Annotated in this window: 14 protein-coding genes; 10 read left to right on the top strand and 4 right to left on the bottom strand. The window is 58.5% G+C overall.

What is annotated here, in order from left to right; translation table 11 throughout:
* The first annotated feature begins 395 nt into the window (after window positions 1–395).
* The 6 genes from CJ255_RS16315 (at window position 396) to CJ255_RS16290 (ending at window position 7,303) form a co-directional block, all read left to right on the top strand.
* Window positions 396–1,046, top strand: a complete 651-nt coding sequence (locus CJ255_RS16315; protein ID WP_245863500.1) for a TetR/AcrR family transcriptional regulator — start codon at window positions 396–398, stop codon at window positions 1,044–1,046.
* A 119-nt stretch (window positions 1,047–1,165) separates the two neighbouring features.
* A complete protein-coding gene (locus CJ255_RS16310; protein WP_097645162.1) occupies window positions 1,166–2,923 on the top strand; it encodes an efflux RND transporter periplasmic adaptor subunit in 1,758 nt (585 codons plus the stop codon).
* 198 nt (window positions 2,924–3,121) lie between these two features.
* Window positions 3,122–3,919, top strand: coding sequence for an ABC transporter ATP-binding protein (locus CJ255_RS16305; RefSeq protein WP_097645161.1), 798 nt, complete (start codon window positions 3,122–3,124; stop codon window positions 3,917–3,919).
* A 40-nt stretch (window positions 3,920–3,959) separates the two neighbouring features.
* On the top strand, window positions 3,960–5,210 hold the full coding sequence (locus CJ255_RS16300) for an ABC transporter permease (protein WP_097645160.1): 1,251 nt from the start codon (window positions 3,960–3,962) through the stop codon (window positions 5,208–5,210).
* 295 nt (window positions 5,211–5,505) lie between these two features.
* Window positions 5,506–6,939: a sensor histidine kinase gene (locus tag CJ255_RS16295; protein WP_097645159.1), complete on the top strand. Its 1,434-nt coding sequence runs from the start codon at window positions 5,506–5,508 to the stop codon at window positions 6,937–6,939.
* A complete protein-coding gene (locus CJ255_RS16290) occupies window positions 6,932–7,303 on the top strand; it encodes a hypothetical protein (protein WP_097645158.1) in 372 nt (123 codons plus the stop codon). Before CJ255_RS16295 ends, CJ255_RS16290 begins: the two co-directional genes overlap by 8 nt.
* An 82-nt stretch (window positions 7,304–7,385) precedes the next feature.
* Here the strand turns inward: CJ255_RS16290 and CJ255_RS16285 are convergent, their stop codons facing one another.
* From CJ255_RS16285 to CJ255_RS16270, 4 genes are all read right to left on the bottom strand, one after another.
* Window positions 7,386–8,783, bottom strand: coding sequence for a metallophosphoesterase family protein (locus CJ255_RS16285; RefSeq protein ID WP_097645157.1), 1,398 nt, complete (start codon window positions 8,781–8,783; stop codon window positions 7,386–7,388).
* A gap of 197 nt (window positions 8,784–8,980) precedes the next feature.
* Entirely contained in the window at window positions 8,981–9,631 is a 651-nt protein-coding gene (locus CJ255_RS16280) for a phosphoribosylanthranilate isomerase (RefSeq protein ID WP_097645156.1), read from the bottom strand.
* Window positions 9,632–9,863: 232 nt separating this feature from the next.
* Window positions 9,864–11,780, bottom strand: a complete 1,917-nt coding sequence (locus CJ255_RS16275; RefSeq protein ID WP_097645155.1) for an NYN domain-containing protein — start codon at window positions 11,778–11,780, stop codon at window positions 9,864–9,866.
* Between the two features lie 582 nt (window positions 11,781–12,362).
* Entirely contained in the window at window positions 12,363–13,334 is a 972-nt protein-coding gene (locus CJ255_RS16270) for a glycosyltransferase family 2 protein (protein ID WP_245863499.1), read from the bottom strand.
* A 79-nt stretch (window positions 13,335–13,413) separates the two neighbouring features.
* On the opposite strand from CJ255_RS16270, the gene CJ255_RS16265 reads away from it, so the two are divergent.
* The 4 genes from CJ255_RS16265 to CJ255_RS16250 all read left to right on the top strand — a co-directional run bounded on the left by CJ255_RS16265 (window position 13,414) and on the right by CJ255_RS16250 (window position 19,222).
* Complete coding sequence (locus CJ255_RS16265; protein ID WP_097645153.1) at window positions 13,414–14,043, top strand: DUF4351 domain-containing protein; 630 nt, start codon at window positions 13,414–13,416, stop codon at window positions 14,041–14,043.
* Window positions 14,044–14,410: 367 nt separating this feature from the next.
* Window positions 14,411–17,218 (top strand): NHL repeat-containing protein, encoded by a 2,808-nt coding sequence (locus CJ255_RS16260; RefSeq protein ID WP_097645152.1) that lies wholly within the window; start codon window positions 14,411–14,413, stop codon window positions 17,216–17,218.
* Between the two features lie 147 nt (window positions 17,219–17,365).
* Window positions 17,366–18,304 carry a GNAT family N-acetyltransferase gene (locus CJ255_RS16255; protein WP_165774754.1) on the top strand — a complete coding sequence of 313 codons (939 nt, stop codon included), beginning with the start codon at window positions 17,366–17,368 and terminating at the stop codon, window positions 18,302–18,304.
* Window positions 18,305–18,631: 327 nt separating this feature from the next.
* Window positions 18,632–19,222, top strand: a complete 591-nt coding sequence (locus CJ255_RS16250) for an NHLP leader peptide family RiPP precursor (protein WP_097645150.1) — start codon at window positions 18,632–18,634, stop codon at window positions 19,220–19,222.
* The last annotated feature ends 138 nt before the right edge of the window (window positions 19,223–19,360 follow it).

Here is a 19,360-nt window from a genome sequence, read left to right as displayed (position 1 = left end):
CTGTCTGAAAAGTCTATGAACTGGTGTTGGAGTGCCGGCTTTAGCCGGCTAAAGCCGGCACTCCAGCGTGTGCCAACTGGCTTTTCAGACAGCTTCTAACAAAAAACTCTGTGCCCTCGGTGCCTCTGTGGTGCAACCCTCTGTACCTCTATGCAGAGAACCGGGCAAGTGGACTTCATAGGGGTAAAACGGAGGCATGAGGGTGATTGGGCTGATAATTGGCTGGTATTTGGGTTTAGATATTGACAAAGCCTGTGCAAAGCATTATACTCTTTCTAACCGTTCGGTAAGAATATTTCAGAAAAGCCTATCGTAAGATATTGACAAAGCCTGTGCAATACGTTATACTCTTTCTTACCGTTCAGTAAAGAGCCGTTGAGCCCACGTGGAACCAGATGAGCCCCTACATGCACCTCGCCGAATTTCAGCCCATTAGTGCCCCCACCGCCGTCAAGATTGTTGAGGCTGCCGGACAGCTCTTTTTGCAACGGGGCTATAAGGCCGTTTCGATCAATGAGATCATTCGGGCCGCTGAGGTGACCAAGCCGACGCTCTACTACTACTTCAGTGACAAAGAGCAGCTCTTTGTGCAGATGGGTTTGCGGGTGTTGGCTGAGATGGGCGAGCGTTTGCAGGGGGCTTTGCAGTTGCCCGATGAGTTGCCGCTGCGCCTCGTTGCGGTGGCGGCGGTCTTGTTGGATGACCGCGATAACAATATGCGCATGATGCGCCACGAGATGATGACCCATTTAGGGCCAGCACAGCGGGCGCTGTTAGGTCAAGCCTTCTTTGTGCAGATCTTTCGTCCGATTGTGCAGATGATGGAGCAGGCATTGGCTGAGGGTGCGGTGACCCGCTATCCGGCGCCGGCGCTGGCTAAGATGTTTATGGGTTTGGCCGATTCCTTCCACGAGTTTGCCCATGCCCCCGCTCATCCCGATAATGCATCACACGAAGCGCTCTTTGGCCCTTGTGAACTAGGCCCGCAAGAATTGGTGGATCTCTTCTTGCATGGAGTTGGACGGAAGACCTCGGAAGCTGTCTGAAAAGCCGGGGGGCATACGCTGGAGTGCCGGCGTTAGCCGGCTAACGCCGGCACTCCTCCTTCATCCCTCATCCCTCATCCCTCATCCCTCATCCTTCATCCTTCATCCCTCAAATAACTATGACCACAATGACTCAATCTTCTTCCCACAGCGGCAGCCGCCGCCTCACGTTTGCGGTGATCGTTGCAACCCTCCTGGTGGTTGCGTTGGGTTTGACCGTTGCCTATCGCACGTTGGTGCTCTCGGGCACTGATCCTTTGGCTGATGTCGGGATCATTCCGGCAAGCACGGGTAATCTGACCCTGGGTATTAGTGCGACTGGTCAGGTTGAGCCGCGTTTGCGCGCTGAGATTGCGTTTGCGCTCACTGGCCGCGTGGCTGAGGTGTTTGTGGCTGAGGGCGAGTTTGTGAGCGCCGGTACGCCGCTGATGCGCCTTGATGACCGTCAGTTGGTGGCGGCGCGTGATGCGGCTGCGGCCAATCTGGCCCGCGCCGAGGCTGATCTGCTGGCGGCGCGTGAGGGTGCGACCCCGGAGCAGCTTGCTGAGGCGCAGGCGCAGGTGCGGGCGGCTCAGGGTGGTTTGGCACAAATCCAAGGCAGCGTTAGTGCGGCGGATCTGACAGCGGCACGGGCTGCCGTTGAAGAGGCTCAGGCCAATTTGGCCCAGCTTGAGGCTGGCCCCCGTTCCAATGATCTGACGCGGGCGACTTCGACGCTTGAAGAGGCTCGTGCGGAGTTGGAGCGCCAACGCAGTGCTTTGTCGAGTGCGAAGGAGAACGCACGCCAATTGGTCGAGACCCGCGCCAATGCGGTGCGTAACGCTCAGAGTGCCTATAGTAGCGCCTACTGGGATCTGCAGCACGTCCTGGCCAATGAGACCGATCCGCGCAACGGGCGCTCGCTCAATAGCTTTGAGCAGCAGGATTATCAGGTGGCCTATGATCGGGCCGCCCTAGCTTTGGCTGATGCTGAAGCAGCCCTGGATCAAGCCGACAAGGATTATGCCACGGCGCGCCAGAATGAGGTCAGTGGTCTCCAGAGTACTGAGGCGCGCATCCAAACCGCCCAGGCCGACCTGGATCGCCTGTTGGCCGGAAGCGACGCCGATGTCTTGGCGGCGGCCCGCGCTCGCTTGGCCCGCGCCCAGGCCGACCTGGCCCGCCTGACCGGCGGTGAGCGCGCCGGGGCCATTTCGGCCCAAGCGGCCAACCTTGAAGCCGCACGGGCCCGCTTGCAGCAACTCAATGCCGACCCGAGTGCCAGTGGTATCGCTCGCGCCGAAGCGAACGTCGCGCAGGCTGAAGCGCAACTGGCCCAGGCCGAAATACAACTTGAAGATGCAACCCTCGTGGCCCCCTTCGATGGCATCGTTGCCAGCTTGCGCCTCGCCCCCGGCGAGCAGGTGGGCAACCAAGCCCCCGTGGTACTCATTGATGTGAGCCGCTTCATCGTGAAGGTCACCGTAGACGAAGTGGATATTGCGCGCGTCAGCCCCGGCCAAAGCGTCGAAGTGCTGATTGATGCCCTTGATACAACCCTGTCGGGCAGTGTGCAAGGACTGGAGCCGCTGCCCCAGGACGATAGCGCCGTGACCGCCTACCGCGTCACGGTTGAGATTGACCCCGATGAGACCGCACTGAAGCCGGGTATGACCGCGAGCGCCACGATTATTGCCGCCCAGCGCGAAGATGTTGTGCGGGTGCCAACCAACGCAGTACGCAGTGAGGGTGGTCAAGCCTTCGTGAACGTCGTCGTCACCAATGCAGCCGGTGAACGCACCATCGAAGAGCGCCTGGTTCGCTTGGGCCTGCGCGTCGGTAATCAGGTAGAAATCGTCGAGGGCCTTGAGCCCGATGAGTCAATTGTACTGCCGTAAGGCTTGAGGCAGCTTCGCCTCGACCGAAGAAATTTCTTGTTAGCACGAAAAAGTCCTGGGCCGCGCCGCTTGGCTTCGACAGGCTCAGCCAGCGTCGCGGTGGCGGCGAACCCAAGGCTTCTTCGCGCTAACAATTTCTTTCTTTCGTGTTGGCGGCGAAGCCGCCAACACGAAAGAAAAAAGACAAGGAGTATCCCAATGACCATTGATTACATAACCCAGCCCATCGTCCAGATCCAGAACATGGTGAAGGAGTTTGCCACTGGTGATGGCCCCTTCCGCGCCCTCGACGATGTATCGGTGCAGATCAATCAGGGCGAGATGGTAGCCATTATGGGGCCGTCGGGTAGTGGCAAGAGTACGCTGATGACCATGGTGGGCCTGCTTGATACGCCAACGAGTGGACGCTACCTCCTGGACAGTCAAGAAGTGAGCAACCTGAATCGCCTGGAGCAGGCGCGGGTACGCAACCGCAAGTTGGGCTTTGTCTTCCAGAATTTCAACCTGCTACCCCGCCTCACCGCCCTGCAGAACGTAGAGTTGCCCCTGGTCTATGCGCGAACCGATGCGCGCCAGCGGCGGCAACGCGCCCGCGAAGCCCTCGAGTCGGTCGGTTTGGGCCACAAGCTCGACAGCCTGCCCACCATGCTCTCTGGCGGCCAGAAGCAGCGCGTCGCCATCGCCCGGGCGATTGTCCACAACCCGGCGATCATCCTCGCCGACGAGCCAACCGGCGCACTCGACACACGCACCAGCAACGAGATCATGGCGCTCTTCCGCGAACTCAACCGCGAACAGGGCCGCACCATCGTCCTCGTCACCCACGATCCAGAGATTGGCCGCCAGATGGATCGCGTGATCGGCCTGCGCGACGGACGGCTCGCCGAGAACATTCTCAGCGACTACTATGGCGTCGAGACGCTCGAAACCCTAGAGCAGCCACCCATCCGCGAGCGCGAACTGGTGCCGGTACCGCTGCGGCGGGCCCAGCCTTGAGGAAATAGGATACAGGAAATAGGGAATAGTAAAAATCACCATGCTCAACGAACAAATCTCCATGGCCCTTGACAGCCTGCGGGCCAACAAGTTTCGATCACTTCTGACCATGCTCGGCATCATTATTGGTGCGGGTACGCTGGTAGCGGTGCTCTCGTTGGGCAACGCGTTGCAGAGTAGTGTCTTTGAGCAGTTTATTGACCTTGGCACGCGGCGCATTGCGGTGGCCCCTGGTGATCCCAATGCGAAGGGCGCACGCAATGTGCCTGGGTATGGCCTGCTCTCGATCCAGGACTACCGGGCGCTTGAGGCCTTGAGCAACGCCCGGCCCGATCTCTTCCGCACCATCGCACCAGAAGTAGCGGTCAACACGGAGGTGCGCGCCGGGACGACGGCGGTGCGGGCGTTGCTGGTGGGCACCAATGCGGCCTATGCCGAGGTACAAACGGTGCCATTGTTGGCCGGACGCTTCCTGACGGAGGGCGACGAGACGAGCGGGGCGCGTGTGGGCGTGGTGGGCTACCAAATTGCCCGTGACCTCTTTGGCGCTGACGAGGCGGCCCTCCAGGCAGCAGTGGGGCGCACCATTGAGGTGAGTGGTCAACCGATTACCATTGTCGGCGTCATTGGCGAAAATGGCGGCCCCTTCACCACCGATGGCCGCGTCTTTGCGCCAGTGAATACATTGCGCCTACGACTCGTCGGCGGGCTCGACCTGCCGGGGCGTGGCCTACAAATGAGCACGATCCTGATTGGAATCACAAACGAGCAGATCATTGACGAAGCCGAGGCAGCGATTATCAGCACGCTACGCAGCGCCCGCGCAGTACCCGAAGGGGCGATCAACGACTTTGAGCTGAACACGCCAACCCAAGCACTCAGCGTATTAAGCGGCATCAACGGGGCCATCACCGGCTTCATCGCACTAGTAGCAGGCATCAGCCTCGTCGTCGGCGGGATCGGCATCATGAACATCATGCTGGTCGCAGTCACCGAGCGCACCCGTGAAATCGGGGTACGCAAAGCCCTCGGCGCAAGCGACGGTGATGTCTTGGGCCAATTTGTCCTCGAAGCTTTAGCCCTAAGCCTCGTGGGCAGCCTGATCGGCATCGTAGGCGCAATAGCGATTGTGCTAGCGATCGGCTTTGCTGCGGGCATTGCCGCACCGATTTCGTGGACAGCGGTAGGGATTGCGCTGCTCTTTGCCACCTTCATCGGGATAGGCTTCGGCTTCTACCCGGCCCGCCGGGCGGCGCTGTTGCAACCCATTGAAGCCTTGCGCTATGAGTAATACCATTGCAGATTGTAGATTTTACTGCAAGCATGGCTCATTCTTCTATAGTCTATCGCCTGATCCAGCACCACTGTGTAGACCTCCCGCTGGCACTCCTCAACCAGGACTGCGCCCCCACGCGCAACTATGATAGATCCAAGAAACGCCATGTTCGGCAATCGGCAATCGGCAATCTGCAATCGTAAATAGTATAAAACCTGCTATACTCATAGTTGATACGTCATCTGCGGGTAGTGGGTGGGTTTTGGGCAGGGTTACGTCCTTCCAAACCATCCCATCATGCCATATCCCTATGTCCTTTCGCCTAAGGCTCACGCTTATCTACACCGGCTTCTTTGCGCTGGCCCTGCTGTTGCTTGGTTGGGGCATCTACTTCTCGGTGCGCCAGTCGCTCTATACGGGGGTGCAACGCGATCTCTGGGCGGCAACCCATCAGGTACGGCGCATCTTTAGCGCCGGTGGGCTTGAACCGATCCGCACACCTACGGGTGAACTGCGGCTCTTTTTACGGAGCGAGTTTATCCAGATTTTCAATAACCCGAACCTCGTGGCCCAAGTCTTTCGTACTGATGGCGATATGCTCGATAGTACGCCCAATTTGGGCGGGCGTGTTCTGCCAATCCCTGAAGCGGCGTTGAACATGACGGGCGATGATGTGAGTACGGGCTATAGCGTTGTGCGCGAGGTTGATAATACCCGCATTGAGTCGCTGATTACGCCCCTCGTGATTGATGGTAGTACCCAAGTCGTCGGCTTCTTGCAGATCTCGCGTCCGCTGCGTGATGTGGATCGTACCCTGGGTATGTTGACCGGCATCCTAGTTGGGGGTGGGGCGATTGCCTTGCTGATTACTGGGGCCGGGACGGCCCTGATTGCTGGTCGTGTGCTGAAACCTGTGGATCAGATCACCCACACCGCCCAAGGCATTGTCCATGCCGAAGATCTCGCCCAGCGTGTGCCTGTGCCGCTACACCACGATGAGTTGCATCGCCTCACGGTGACGATCAACGACCTCTTGGCACGGCTGGAGGCGCTCTTTACCGCCCAGCGCCGCTTTGTTGCCGATGTGAGCCACGAGTTGCGTACTCCCCTTGCTGCAATGCAGGGTAACCTCGAAATTTTGCAACGCGGCGGCCTCGCTTGCCCTGAGATTGCCGCCGAGACCGTGACCGATATGCGCCGTGAGACGGCCCGCCTTATTCGCATGGTCAATGACCTGCTCCTCTTGGCGCAGAGTGATGCCTTTGCCCAACAACACCGCGAGCCGGTCGAGTTGGATACCCTGCTGCTTGAGGTCTACCGCGAACTTCGCCCCTTAGCTGGTGATGTTGGTTTACGCATTGGGGCCGAAGATCAAGTGACCGTTTGTGGTGACCGTGACCGTCTCAAGCAGGCGTTATTGAACCTGGGGGTCAATGCGCTTCAGTACACCCCGCCAGGCGGAACGGTGACCCTTGCCCTTGAGTGCCACGAAGAGCTTGCCTGCCTCAGTATTGCTGATACCGGCGTTGGCATTGCCGAAGCCGATCTCCCCCACATCTTTGAACGCTTCTACCGGGCCGACCGAGCGCGTACACGCCATAGTGGTGGTGCTGGCCTTGGTCTCTCAATTGTCAAGCGGGTCGCCGAAGCGCACCAAGGCCATGCAACTGTCGCCAGCATCGCTGGCCAAGGGAGTACCTTTGCGATTTGGCTGCCCCTGAATGGAACCGAACCCCATGAGTGAGGAACAGATGCAACCGTACCAGCAAGAGGCTATGCTCCGTTTACGCGCATTGCTCGCCGACCCAGCCAGTGATCCAATCGAAATTGCGGCAAGCTATGTGACTGTATTGAGCGAACATTTGGTACAGTTTGCACGCCAAGGCTACCGTCGTGATGGTGTTGGCGTGATTGAGATTGATCTACGCGGCATTGACCTGCGTACTGCCACGGGCACCGCTCCGATTGCCTACTACCCGGCTGATGCCGGCTCCGACGAGTGGCCGGTCAATGTCGAAGAGGTTCTCGCAAGCTACAACCCGCCCAATGAGGTGGTGGTGCTGCTCTTTCAGGATCAGAGTGAACCGCAGATCTTTGTGTTGGAGTAGGCAGGCTTATACCATTGTAGATTGTAGATTGTAGATTGTAGATTGTGGATTGTGGATTGTAGATTGTGGATTGTAGAAGGGTTTAACGCCTCCAACCCTCATGCCAAGGGTGGGGGGCTTGATCGGGCCCTTCCCAGACGAGCAGGCGGGCATGGGGGGTTGACCCTTGGTGGTAGGTGATCTCGAGGAAGGGGTAACGCTGCTCTTGGCGGCGCATGGTTGCCACATTCTGGATGATCTCGGTCCAGGTACCAATGTTGATGTAGGTCTGATTATGACCCAGTGGCACGATGCGGGCGAGGTGGGTGTGGCCGCAGACAAAGATGCTATCGTGCTGGTGTTTGGGTTTGTGGGCGAGCTTACGCATCTCGCGGGCAAAGCGGTCGTTGAAGGCGCGTCGTTCGCGTTCGATCTGGCGTACCGCCTCACTCTGCATCTGGTCGATCATGTCGCCCGGCGGTTCCATGCCGCCTACGACGGCACCCACTTGGCGCGCCACTTCACGGTGGCGTGCCACGCGCCCACGGCGAAAGCTGGTTGCCAATTGCCCCAGTTTGCCCAAGGGTAACCCGCGTAGCAGATCGCCAGGGCCGCGCAACTCAAGGGGCATATGGTGGGGTGTAGGCCAGGCAACTACCTGGATGAACCCGGCGATACCACGGGCCAAGAAGCGCCGCGAGGCGGCATCGCGCAGCCGGGGCAAGGCCACAAGGTACCAGAAGAGTGCAGAAGTTGGCTTCACATTGTCAATCAGGGCCGCAAAGGGCAACGGATCATCTTCAAGATCATTGATCACCTCCTTGACCAATTGGCTGCCACGTACTACCTCGAAGGGCTCACTGATACCGGCAAAATGGACGAAGCGGTTCCAGAGATCAAATTGGTTGCCGTGGACGATATAGACCCCGCCGCCGTGGTAGTCTAGCCCAAAGCGCAGTCGTGGATCGTTGGGGCTGAGGCCAATGGTAGTAGCGATGTGGGCTTTGACTGCCGGGTAGTGCAGTTCAAAGTCGTGATTACCAATGAGGATCGTGAGTTGTTGGTGCGGATCGGCGACAAAGCGTGCTAAGGCAGCAAAGAAGGGTCGGTGGGCCGCTACAATCACGGCAATCCGCGCCAACGCCGCTGCTTGTGAATAGTCATCATCAGCCACATCAGGCAACCGAATCTGCAAAAACTCAAAACTATCACCAGCCAAAATGAGGTCAGTGGGTTCGCCCCCAGCGACATAGTGATCGATGAACTGTGCAAACGTGGCATCATCGGTAAAATCATCGAGTCGGTCGCCGCCACCAAGATGCAGATCACTCACCACAATGCGGCGACGCTGGGGTGCAACCTCAGCCGGGCCAAGGGGCGGCGTCGTATAGGGTGTTGGTTGCAGTACAACGCGGCGCGTTTGCACATAGAGCCAGCGGGCCAGCATCAGCGACCCGATCAACAGTGCGCCACCACTGGCAGTGCTGAGCATGCGTTGCATGCAGCTTTTGTTAGCGCGAAGAAGCCTTGGGTTTGCAGGTGGCGTCGCGGTGGCTGAGCCCTGAGCTTGTCGAAGGGTCGAAGCCACCGCGACGCTGGCTGAGCCCTGAGCTTGTCGAAGGGTCGAAGCCAAGCGGCGCGACCCAGGACTTTTTCGCGCTAACCAACTTTTTGATCGTCTAGGCAGCATTGTCCTTACTATGTAAGCGACACAGCCGAGGCTGCCTCGCGTGCAGCGGCGATAAACGCCCTGATCTTCGCACAATCCTTCTGGCCTGCGCTCTCGACCCCGCTACTCACATCAACCCCGCTGGGTTGTACGGTGGCAATGGCGCTGGCCACATTCTGGGCATGCAGCCCGCCAGCGAGCAGCAGCGGTACTTGGGTGGCCAAGTGAGCCGCCTGGTTCCAATCGGCCTGCACACCTGTGCCGCCGTAGCTACCTGGCACATGGGCATCGGCGAGGAAGAGCAGGGGATGGTCACCCAATTGGCTTTGGGCCAGCCAGGCTGCTTCGCGGGGCGAGCCATCCATGCGTAGCGAGCGAATAATGGGCCGGTTGAGGGTCGCGCCTTCGTGCAGCGGCTCATCGCCACTCAACTGCACGAGATCGAGTGCCAATTCTGCCACAATGGCATTGATCGTCGTAGGGCTTGCATTGACAAACAGCCCCACCAGACGCGGACGTGGCGCAGGCAAGGCGCGGATTGCTGCCACAAGTGGTGCGGCCTCGGCAACACTCACCTGGCGCCGACTAGGGGCAAAGACCAAGCCCAACAGATCGGCACCTGCCTGAGCCGCAGCCAATGTGGGTTCAATTGTGCGTAGGCCGCAGATTTTGATGAGCATGCTACGCCCTTATAGAGTTTTTGCAGAGATGCAGAGATTGTTCACCACAGAGGCACAGAGAACACAGAGAGGTGTGTAGCATGGCGCAATCACCATAGCGACCGATAGGACTTTGGGATGCCCCGGATGGCCCTCACCCCCTACCCCCTTCGACAAGCTCAGGGCATCGCCTCTCCCACGTTGTGGGAGAGGGGCGAAGTTACCGCTGTTTTATTGTGTTCCCTCGCGCACCCTACGCCTCGGCGCGCAGGGTATAGTAGATGCGCTTCCCGCGGCCACTGCGCTCCAGCAGGCCGGTATTGATTGCCTGTTTGACCATGGTACGCAGTTGCTCATTGGTACGGTTGAGTTCCTGGGCTCTACGCTGGTCACGCAGATTGTTGAAGATCTGCTGGAAAGAGGTAGGCTTACTAAAGCCGCGCATCATTTCAGTGAAGATCGCCCACTCCTCAGCACTGAATTCCATAGCATTGATCAGCGCCTCGGCCTCCTCCGCTTCGCTCTGGGCCAACGCCTCAGCCGCTTCCGCTTCGCTCTGAGCCACAGCTTCGGCCTCGGATGGTTCCATTACCGCCGGCTCGTGTGCAACTTCAGCAACAGGTTCCTCTACTGCCTCCTGCTGTTCTTCTTCCCCCTGTTCTTCCGTTCCCCTGTTCTCCTGTTCTTCTTCCCCCTGTTCTTCTTCCCCCTGTTCTTCCGTTCCCCTGTTCTCCTGTTCTTCTTCCCCCTGTTCTTCTTCCCCCTGTTCTTCTTCCCCCTGTTCTTCCGTTCCCCTGTTCTCCTGTTCTTCTTCCCCCTGTTCTTCCGTTCCCCTGTTCTCCTGTTCTTCCTCCTGCTGTTCTTCCGTTCCCCTGTTCTCCTGTTCTTCCCCCCCCTGTTCTTCTTTCGCCTCATAGGAGAACTCAGGCTCAGGCTCAACGGGCGCTTCAAGGGCTTCAAGGCCAAAGAGAACCTCTTCAGCCAGCGGAGGAATGGTCATATCAGGGGGGGTATAGTCTGGCTCTTCCAACTCAGGCTCGTGGGCCGTCGTCGGAGCCAATTCAGGGCTACTGGTGCTACTCTGGCTGCGCCGCGAACGGCGGCGACGGCGACGGCCTCCGGCGGGTGCGACGGGATCGCTGCTGCTTTCGCTGCGGGGCTTTTCTTTGCGCCCATTGGCACTGATGGTACTATCGAGGACAGGATCAATTGGGGGCACATCATCGCTCAAGGCAGCGGCAAACTGCGAAAGCTTGTAGGGATCTTCGCCGGGTAGAAAGACTTCATTGACCGTACCGTTGGTAAAGATCTGCACCTTCCCACGTTTTTCGGCATCAATGACAAAATCCTTAAACTTAGCGAAGGGGCGTCCGCCCAGATCGCGGTAGCGGCTCTCTTTGAAATCACCACCCATCAGTTCTTTCATCACCAACTTGATCGAACCGAGGGTCGAGACATAGCCACGCTTACGCACAAGGTGGATAGCCTCAATCAGAACGGTATAGACATCGGGTTCAGCGGGGGTTGGCGCGGGTACGGGAGGGGTCTCGCGTTCATGTTCGCGCTCACGCTCACGGGGAACCAGATCGTGGGTAGCCGGATCGAGACCCCGATTAAACTCAGTGCCCCGATTGGCAATTGTCGTGGCCATTGCGGAGCCACCCGTCTGCTTGCCTACTAATTGTTCATAGAAGACAAACTCATCGGCACTCTGGGCCAAGTGGGTACTTGCCGCCCCGCCAATGCCAATGATATAGACCTCTTTACCCTGCTGGCGAATATTATTGACCAACGGAATAAAATCGCGGTCGCCGGTCACCAGCACAAAGCGCCCAACCGTAGGATTGGTAAAGAGCGTCTTCATCGCGTCGATACAGAGATTCATATCAACGCTATTCTTAATCGCCCGTCCGGTGCGTCCAACATCCTTATCGTAGTAGTAGGTGGCCACATAGATCGGCTCAATGGCATTGGCATAGAGCGCACTTGTGACCCGGGGGTAGCGATACCAATCGGCGTAGGCACGCGAAATCACGACGCGGCCAAGGTCGCTACAGCGATCCATAATCGCTTCGAAGTTAGGGTTTGCGTTCAGTTTGTCACGTACACTTACATAGACATTCTCGAAGTCGATAAAGACCGCGACATCAGGTCGCTTCTGCTCGTACATTGTTTGTCGATCTGCTCCTGTTGTGGGTGGGTACAGCGAGGGGGCGAGGGGAGATGCTTCGGGGCCAGCGTAGTTAGGTGGGCCACCCTCAATGCGACCATGCGTGTCGCCGTAGCGCTCATCCGACAACCAAGCCGAGCGACGTGAAGACTATCCAAAAGACGGGGGCATAGTGCGCCACCAGTCGTCACATCAAGCGGACGGGCCATCCATACAGCGTTGTAGGGGGCGTACCTTTGGGGCACAGCACCGGGAAATCTCCCTGGGGCCACCTCATAGACTATGGTTCAACGATCCAGGGGGTGTGGGCGCATGCGTACCAAACCGTTTCGCATCCAAGAGTGCCCACGCTGCTACTATAGCATTAGGGCAACGTATCTGCAAGGTAATAATTCTTGCGGATTGGTTAAGGTTAGAGAGAAGAGGAAGAAACGAGGTACAGAGTTATGCACCACAGAGGCACAGAGGGCACAGAGATGTCGGTGTAGGGCATACTAGGCTATGCTGTTTGCGTTGTCATCGTTCTCGCTGTGTTCTCTGTGTCTCTGAGGATTCGCTTTACCGCTTTACCGCTTTACCGCTTTACCGCTTCACCGCTTCACCGTAAGCCCACAGATGGGCGCGGAGTTGGGCGTGGCTGAGGTGACCGCGTAGGTAGGCCCACCAACTCTTGAGGCTGAGGCGTAGCATGCCCGTTCGCACAATGGCTTGGTGGGCGGCTAGGTGCCAGTGTGGGCCGCGCTGGGCGGCAAAGCGGGCGCGGCTCTGCCAGAGGGCAATGAACATGGTGTGGCGGAACTGGCTGGTTGCTGCGCCGCCAATGTGGGTGACCCGCGCTGCGGGTACTTGCCAGATGGCCCAACCGGCCTGCCGGATGCGCCAGCACCACTCTACCTCTTCGCTATACATAAAATAGTGGGCATCTAATGGCCCCACGTGTTCCAGGGTGCTGCGTCGTAGCAGCATGCAAGCGCCCAAGGGGTGATCGATAGCAAAAGGTGCTTCGTGCTGCTCTTGGGGGTAGCGCCCGTGCCACCATGAAGCATAGATCCGCCCCGGTAGCACTTCGCCCGGCGGAAAGAGATCGAGCATAGTCATGAGCAGGGTCGGAAAGCGAAACGCCGCCGCTTGGCGCGTGCCATCGGGATTGAGCAGGCGTGGCCCTACCAAACCCACGCGGGGGTGTTGCTCCAAGAAGGCCACCAATGACTCAAGGGCACCAGGATGTACCACCGTATCGGGGTTGAGCAGCAGCAGGTAGGGGGGCAAGCCATCTGGCTGTGCTGCGAACCATGCAAACCCCAGGTTATTGGCTTGGGCAAAGCCCACGTTTGCCCCATGAGCCACGAGGTTCACTTCAGGAAACGCACTCCGCACCATCGGCACGCTCTCGTCACGCGATCCATTATCTACCACCACGATCTGTAGTGGGAGCGTACAGGAGCGCAACGACGCTAAACAGTCACGCAGCAGCGCACAGGTGTTGTAACTCACAATGATGATGCCGATGGTATGCATAGGGGTATGGGGTGGGGAGGGTGATTGCTTTATCATATGCCTCTCTGCTGATATATTACCACTCTCAGCTTAAACCGTAACTTTTGACCCTCTTGAACGGTATATAAGTAGGGGCATGAAATGGTCAGGCCCCACGAACGTTGCAAATCGTGATCACCCGACCTACAGTGTGGTATGGTATGTGGGAAGGGTAGGCGCACATGACGAAGGCCAGCATGAACGCACCGATCTGGAGCGTCATACGTATCTCGCGTGGCGCTACCGCGTCATTCGGCTTTGGCAATTGGATGGCGAGGCGCTTTTGGCGCTGCAACGCCCAGCGTTGCTGGCGTTGATCGGCCAGACGCACCTACGCGATCCCAAACCCATCCTCACCCAAGCGGTGCGCCAGATCATTGCGAGTACGAGTGGCGAGCGCCAAGCGCAACTCTTGGCCGAATTCCTCCTCTTATGCACCGATAAGGAGATCTCCGCAATGGCTGAACAGATTATTCGCTATGACCGCTATGGTATTCCTGAATCCCCCCTGATCAGCAAGTGGCGGGAAGAGGGACGGATCGAAGGCAAGGAAGAAGAACGACAGGCATTGTTGTTGCGCCTCCTCACCCATCGTTATGGTTCACTGAGTGCTGAGGTAACGGCGCAGATCCAAGCGCTTACTGCTGCCCAGATGCTTGATCTGGTCGATGCACTGCTTGATTTCAATAGCCGTGACGATCTGGATCAGTGGTTGGCACAGCGATAGGTATTACGTTAAGCCCTGTGGCAGACCTTCCGGTGGCGGTGCGGGGGCGGCTTCACCGCCCCCGCATTTCTTTTTGGTTGCTGTTTGGCGGATTCACAGCCAAATAGTAACCAAAAAACGGGTTTGAGGCGTGGTTCTAACGATGTAGACGTGAGCCTAGCTATATCTTCAAGGGATTGAAGGACGAACAAGACAATTTCGGCATGTTCGTATATACTAGTGTAGTGATCCGTCATTTTTGGTGTAAACCTATTTTTTACTTTTGTTATATCTGCTCATTGATCAAGACCCAAGTCTGACAATCTCTCCATGGCGCTTCTAGCGTTACTGCTGCGGTGTAACCGTTAGTTAACGGAGGATAATAATAATGGCTTCGCGCATGTACGTCCATCGGGATTCTCGCAGGTCTATTCGTCGTCTTGGGTTGATCATTGTGGTACTTGGGTTGCTTGGGCTCATCTGGGGTGTGCTGTCACCTGGGTCTGCGCCAACCACCGCCACCCGCCACCTTGTGCAGGACTCCGCTCGTTTGCCGTTTGTTCACCTGATCGCCGCCTCTGCAGCCCATGCCAATGCCCCTTGGGATGTTGGTGCCGATGATGCCATTGCCGACCGAGTCTATGGCCAAGCCGATTTTACGAGTGCTGCGGCGCTCGATCCGCCCACGGCGGCCAGCCTGCATCAACCAGGCGGCATCGCGATCTACTGGTCGGGCCACGTCTTCGTCAGTGATACGCGCAACCATCGCGTGCTGATCTGGAACAATCTCGAAACTTTTGAGGATGGCGCTGCTGCTGATCTGGTGATCGGCCAGCCCGACTTTACGAGCAATACGGCCATGGATCCGCCCACCGCAAGTAGCCTCAATGCGCCTACCGGCTTGGCAGTTGATGAATATGGCACGCTCTATGTGGCCGATAGTGGCAACCATCGCGTGCTGGTCTATGAGCCAGAGGGCGATGATCCCGATGAGCCGATCTACCGCAGTGGCATGGCGGCATCTATGGTGATCGGCCAGCCCGATTTCACCAGCAACCGCGTGGTGAGTCCGCCCACCGCCGCCAGCCTGCACAACCCGGTCGCTGTGGCGATTGATAGCCAGGACAACTTGGTGGTGGCTGATCGCGACAATCACCGTGTGCTGATCTTCGATGCGCCGTTCCTTACCGCTATGCCTGCATCCTACGTGATTGGGCAACTCCAACCCGGCAGCATCCATTTTGGTAATTTTACGACCAACAATATGCCCAGCGTTCCCGATGCGACCGCGCTCAAGTATCCGTCGGGCGTGGCGATTGGCTTAGCCGCTGATGAACTCTATGTGGCTGATACGGGCCACAACCGGGTGCTGGTCTTCACCAAGAGCCACCCGATTGATGCTCAGGCCGATTATGTTATCGGTCAGCCCAACTTTACCAGTGCGAACGTTGCCGCTCCCTCTGCGACAAGCCTCAATGCGCCCACTGGCCTAAGCATTGACAACTATAACCGCCTCTATGTCAGTGATACCGGCAACAACCGTGTCCTCTTCTACAGCAACCCCCTCACCAACCCGCAGGCCGAGGCGGTCTTTGGGCAGCCCGATTTCACCAGTGCAACGGCGAATCAGGGTGGTGTTACTGCTGCGAGCCTGCATGCTCCCGTGGCGGTGGCGACTGATTTTGTTACTATGGGCGTCTTCATCACCGACAGCCAGAATAATCGTGTGTTGGCCTACCATCGCCCACAGCAGCATGGCATACCGCTGATCAAAGAGCTCTTCCCTGGTACCGTGCGCGTGGGCCGCGGTGACCTGACAGTCGAAGTTATGGGGGCTGGGATTGCCCAGGGAACCAGCGTGCAGGTCAATGGCACCACCCGTGCTACCTCTGCATACTGGGGCAACGTGATGGATCTGCCCATCCATGCCGCTGATCTCAGTCAGACAGGTACGCTCACGTTGACCCTTACCAGCCCCAACGGCCATGTCTCGCCTCCGGCGATGCTCCAGATCCACGCTCCGGCTGCCGGAGATACCATTGCCGACCGGGTACTGGGGCAGGTAGGTTTAACCAACAACGAGGGCAGCTTTCGCCCCACTGCCGCCAATACGCTCTATCTGCCCGAAGGGGTGGTACTTGATCCGCGTAGCGGGCGCATCTTTGTGGCCGACGCTATGGATGCACGGGTGGTGAGTTGGCCCAGTCTGGCCGCGTTTGAGGATGGCGCTGCTGCTGATCTGGTGATCGGCCAGCCCGATTTCATCCACAACGACTGGTGTGTCTTGGACGAAGATGATTGCCGCGACGGCACCCGCAGCCTCGGCCCCTTCGCTGGGCTTACGCTCGACCAGGCGGGGAATCTCTATGTTGCCGATACGGAGAATAGCCGCGTGCTGATCTATCGCGCCCCGCTCACGAGCAACATGGTGGCGAGTGTCGTCATTGGGCAACCCGACTTCACCAGTGGCTCACCGGCCTTAGAAGCCAGTGCTACCAACCTCTACTACCCCTTTGACGTTGCGCTTGATCAGGCAGGCAATCTCTATGTTGCCGATACCTACAACAACCGGGTGCTCTTCTATCCCGCGCCGCTCACGAGCGGCATGGCGGCAACGCGGGTCTTTGGGCAACCCGATCTCACCAGCAATGCGCCCAATAATGGCGGCGTGAGTGCCGCTACGCTCGACTTCCCCACTGGCATCGCGCTCGATGCGGCAGGAAACCTCTATATCGCCGATCAGTCGAATCACCGGGTGCTGGTCTACACCAACCCGCTCACTGGTGATACCAGCGCCGACTATGTCTTTGGGCAGCAGGGCAGTTTCACCACCAACGAGCCAAATCGGGGCGGCCTGAGTGCTGAAAGCTTGTATTGGCCCTCTGACATGACCACCGACCAGGCGGGCAATCTCTATATTGCCGATAATGGTAACAACCGCGTGCTGGTCTACCTGACGCCGCTCACCACTGATATGCGCGCCGACATGGTCTTTGGCCAACAGGGGAGCTTTACTTCCAACGCGGAGCCTGAGGCGGTCAGTGCCGAGACCCTGCACTATCCGAGTAGTGTCGCGGTCAGCGCTGATGGGACAGTCGTGATTGTGGATAATCTCAACAGTCGCGTGCTGGTCTATGATCAACCCTTGGTAGCAAGTGGACAGCATCAGGTCTATTTGCCGCTGGTGCGACGCTGAGGGAAGGAAGTAGGATATAGGAAATAGAGCAAACGTCACCCTAGACTTGCTCATGAAGCCACGGTTTAGGTGATCGGAATGCGCTAGATGGCCCTCACCCCCTACCCCTCTCCCACGTTGTGGGAGAGGGGCGAAGGCACCACAGCTATGGTTGTCGTGTTCAAAGACGCTGCGTTACCCCCAGACTATGCGGCGCTCACCTATCCGGGCTATCGCGAGCTGCTTGAGATGGAGAGCCCGCCCTGCGGCCCGATCTTCGGCGTGGGCTACAGCCTGTTTGGGCAACCAATCGGGCTGGCGTTGGCGGCTGGGAACGTCCAATCAGCCGAGCAGCAGGCACCAGCCCAACTGCTCTCGTTGTTGGTCTTGGAAGAATTTCGCAACCACGGGATTGGCAGCACACTGCTCACTCGCCTGCAAGCGGAATTGCGGCAGGCGGGTTACGATACGGTCACCTGTATTTACCCCTTGCACAAGCCTAGCACGCCAACCTTGGAACGCTTGTTGGCCAGACAGGGTTGGCAAGCGCCGCAGCCGCGCCTGCTGATCTGCCGCATCCAGGGCCAAGCTGTCGAGCGCATGCTGCTGGCACCTTGGATGCACCCGCCGCCACTGCCCACCGCCTTCACCATCTTTCCTTGGCATAACGCCACTGCCACCGAATTGGAACACCTAGAAGCAACACTCGCCACCGAGCCACCGTTTGACCCGACGCTCTCACCCTTTTTCAAGCCAAAGTCCTACGAAACCTGTAATAGTTTAGGCTTACGCTATCACGGCAACATCATCGGCTGGATGCTGACCCGTCGGCTGGCACCCGGCCTGATCTGCTATGAACGGCTCTTTGTCATGCCGCCCTTTCAGCGTACTGGACGCGCCATCGCGTTGCTGGCCGAGGCAATCAGGCGTCATTACGACCGCGAAGGCGATCTGCCTCTGCCCAACAGAGGCGGCGTCTGGCTCACCCAGGCCACAAATCTACCCATGGCCCGCTTCATCAGACGCCGCATGGCTCCCTATCTTACGAGTCTGACCGAAACGATGGAGGCGGTATGCCAGCTTTTGCCAGTAAGGAGTGAGGAGTGACGAGTGACGAGTGACGAGTGACGAGTGACGAGCGAGGAGTGACGAGTGAGGAGCGAGGAGTGACGAGTGAGGAGCGAGGAGTGACGAGTGACGAGTGACGAGTGACGAGTGACGAGTGACGAGTGACGAGCGAGGAGCTATGCCGCTGAGAGTCTGTCTGAAAAGTCGGTTGCTACGCGGTGGAGTGCCGGCTTTAGCCGGCTAAAGCCGGCACTCCACCGCGAGCCACGTAGTTATGGTATGGCACTGACACCCTTTTCAGACAGCCGCTAAGCCTAACCAAACCTTGCACCTTTGCGCCTTTGCGTCACACAACAGGAGCCAACCATGTCCCAGAGACCAGAACCAACCCACGACCTGAACGAGGCGATCATCACCCGTGCCTGGACGGATGACACCTTCCGCGATGCGCTGCTGCACGACCCCAAAGCGACGTTGGCAGCGACGTTTGGCGCTGAACTGCCCCCAGACGTCGAACTCAAGGTGGTCGAAGAGACCGCGCTCACCCGCTACTTGGTGCTACCCTGGCAGCGCCCGATCAGCCGTCGCACCATGCTCAAGACCATGGGCGGCCTCATGGCCTCCATTGGGCTGGCGGCGTGGTTCAGCCTGACTACCGAGGTGCAGGCGCAGGCACAGCGCGACCCCGCCTTCCGCCAGGAGTTGCTGCGCGATCCCAAAACTGCGCTCAAGCAGGGCTATGGCACAGAGGTGCCCGATTTTGTCGCGCTGCAGACGCTCGAAGAGACCCCGACGCGGCGCTACCTGGTGCTGCCCTTCCGCTCGCGGGTCAACGCGGACGATCTGCGCGACACGGAGCTTGAGGCGGTGGCGGCGGGCGGGCGCAGTTCTGGGGAGCGTACGTGCGGCTTGACCGCTCATGGTTGTTCCATAGACCCCATACCCCGCTGCCACTAGCGAGGCAGGCATACGGCGCACACCTCGGAGGTTGTTCGCTTTACCGTTTGCGCCATGAGGAGCGAGGACGCGAGGACGCGAGGACGCGAGGACGCGAGGACGCGAGGACGCGAGGACGCGAGGACGCGAGGACGCGAG

Source organism: Candidatus Viridilinea mediisalina, assembly GCF_002532535.1.
Taxonomy (GTDB): domain Bacteria; phylum Chloroflexota; class Chloroflexia; order Chloroflexales; family Chloroflexaceae; genus Viridilinea; species Viridilinea mediisalina.
Note: the sequence above shows the minus strand (reverse complement) of the source record. Positions and strands in the feature narration are given on the sequence as shown.

Bases quoted from the DNA above. Each gene is read 5' to 3' on its own strand.
- CJ255_RS16315 (WP_245863500.1), top strand. From the start codon at position 396: ATGAGCCCCTACATGCACCTCGCCGAATTTCAGCCCATTAGTGCCCCC.
- CJ255_RS16310 (WP_097645162.1), top strand. From the start codon at position 1,166: ATGACCACAATGACTCAATCTTCTTCCCACAGCGGCAGCCGCCGCCTC.
- CJ255_RS16305 (WP_097645161.1), top strand. From the start codon at position 3,122: ATGACCATTGATTACATAACCCAGCCCATCGTCCAGATCCAGAACATG.
- CJ255_RS16300 (WP_097645160.1), top strand. From the start codon at position 3,960: ATGCTCAACGAACAAATCTCCATGGCCCTTGACAGCCTGCGGGCCAAC.
- CJ255_RS16295 (WP_097645159.1), top strand. From the start codon at position 5,506: ATGTCCTTTCGCCTAAGGCTCACGCTTATCTACACCGGCTTCTTTGCG.
- CJ255_RS16290 (WP_097645158.1), top strand. From the start codon at position 6,932: ATGAGTGAGGAACAGATGCAACCGTACCAGCAAGAGGCTATGCTCCGT.
- CJ255_RS16285 (WP_097645157.1), bottom strand. From the start codon at position 8,783: ATGCAACGCATGCTCAGCACTGCCAGTGGTGGCGCACTGTTGATCGGG.
- CJ255_RS16280 (WP_097645156.1), bottom strand. From the start codon at position 9,631: ATGCTCATCAAAATCTGCGGCCTACGCACAATTGAACCCACATTGGCT.
- CJ255_RS16275 (WP_097645155.1), bottom strand. From the start codon at position 11,780: ATGTACGAGCAGAAGCGACCTGATGTCGCGGTCTTTATCGACTTCGAG.
- CJ255_RS16270 (WP_245863499.1), bottom strand. From the start codon at position 13,334: ATGATAAAGCAATCACCCTCCCCACCCCATACCCCTATGCATACCATC.
- CJ255_RS16265 (WP_097645153.1), top strand. From the start codon at position 13,414: ATGAAATGGTCAGGCCCCACGAACGTTGCAAATCGTGATCACCCGACC.
- CJ255_RS16260 (WP_097645152.1), top strand. From the start codon at position 14,411: ATGGCTTCGCGCATGTACGTCCATCGGGATTCTCGCAGGTCTATTCGT.
- CJ255_RS16255 (WP_165774754.1), top strand. From the start codon at position 17,366: ATGGTTGTCGTGTTCAAAGACGCTGCGTTACCCCCAGACTATGCGGCG.
- CJ255_RS16250 (WP_097645150.1), top strand. From the start codon at position 18,632: ATGTCCCAGAGACCAGAACCAACCCACGACCTGAACGAGGCGATCATC.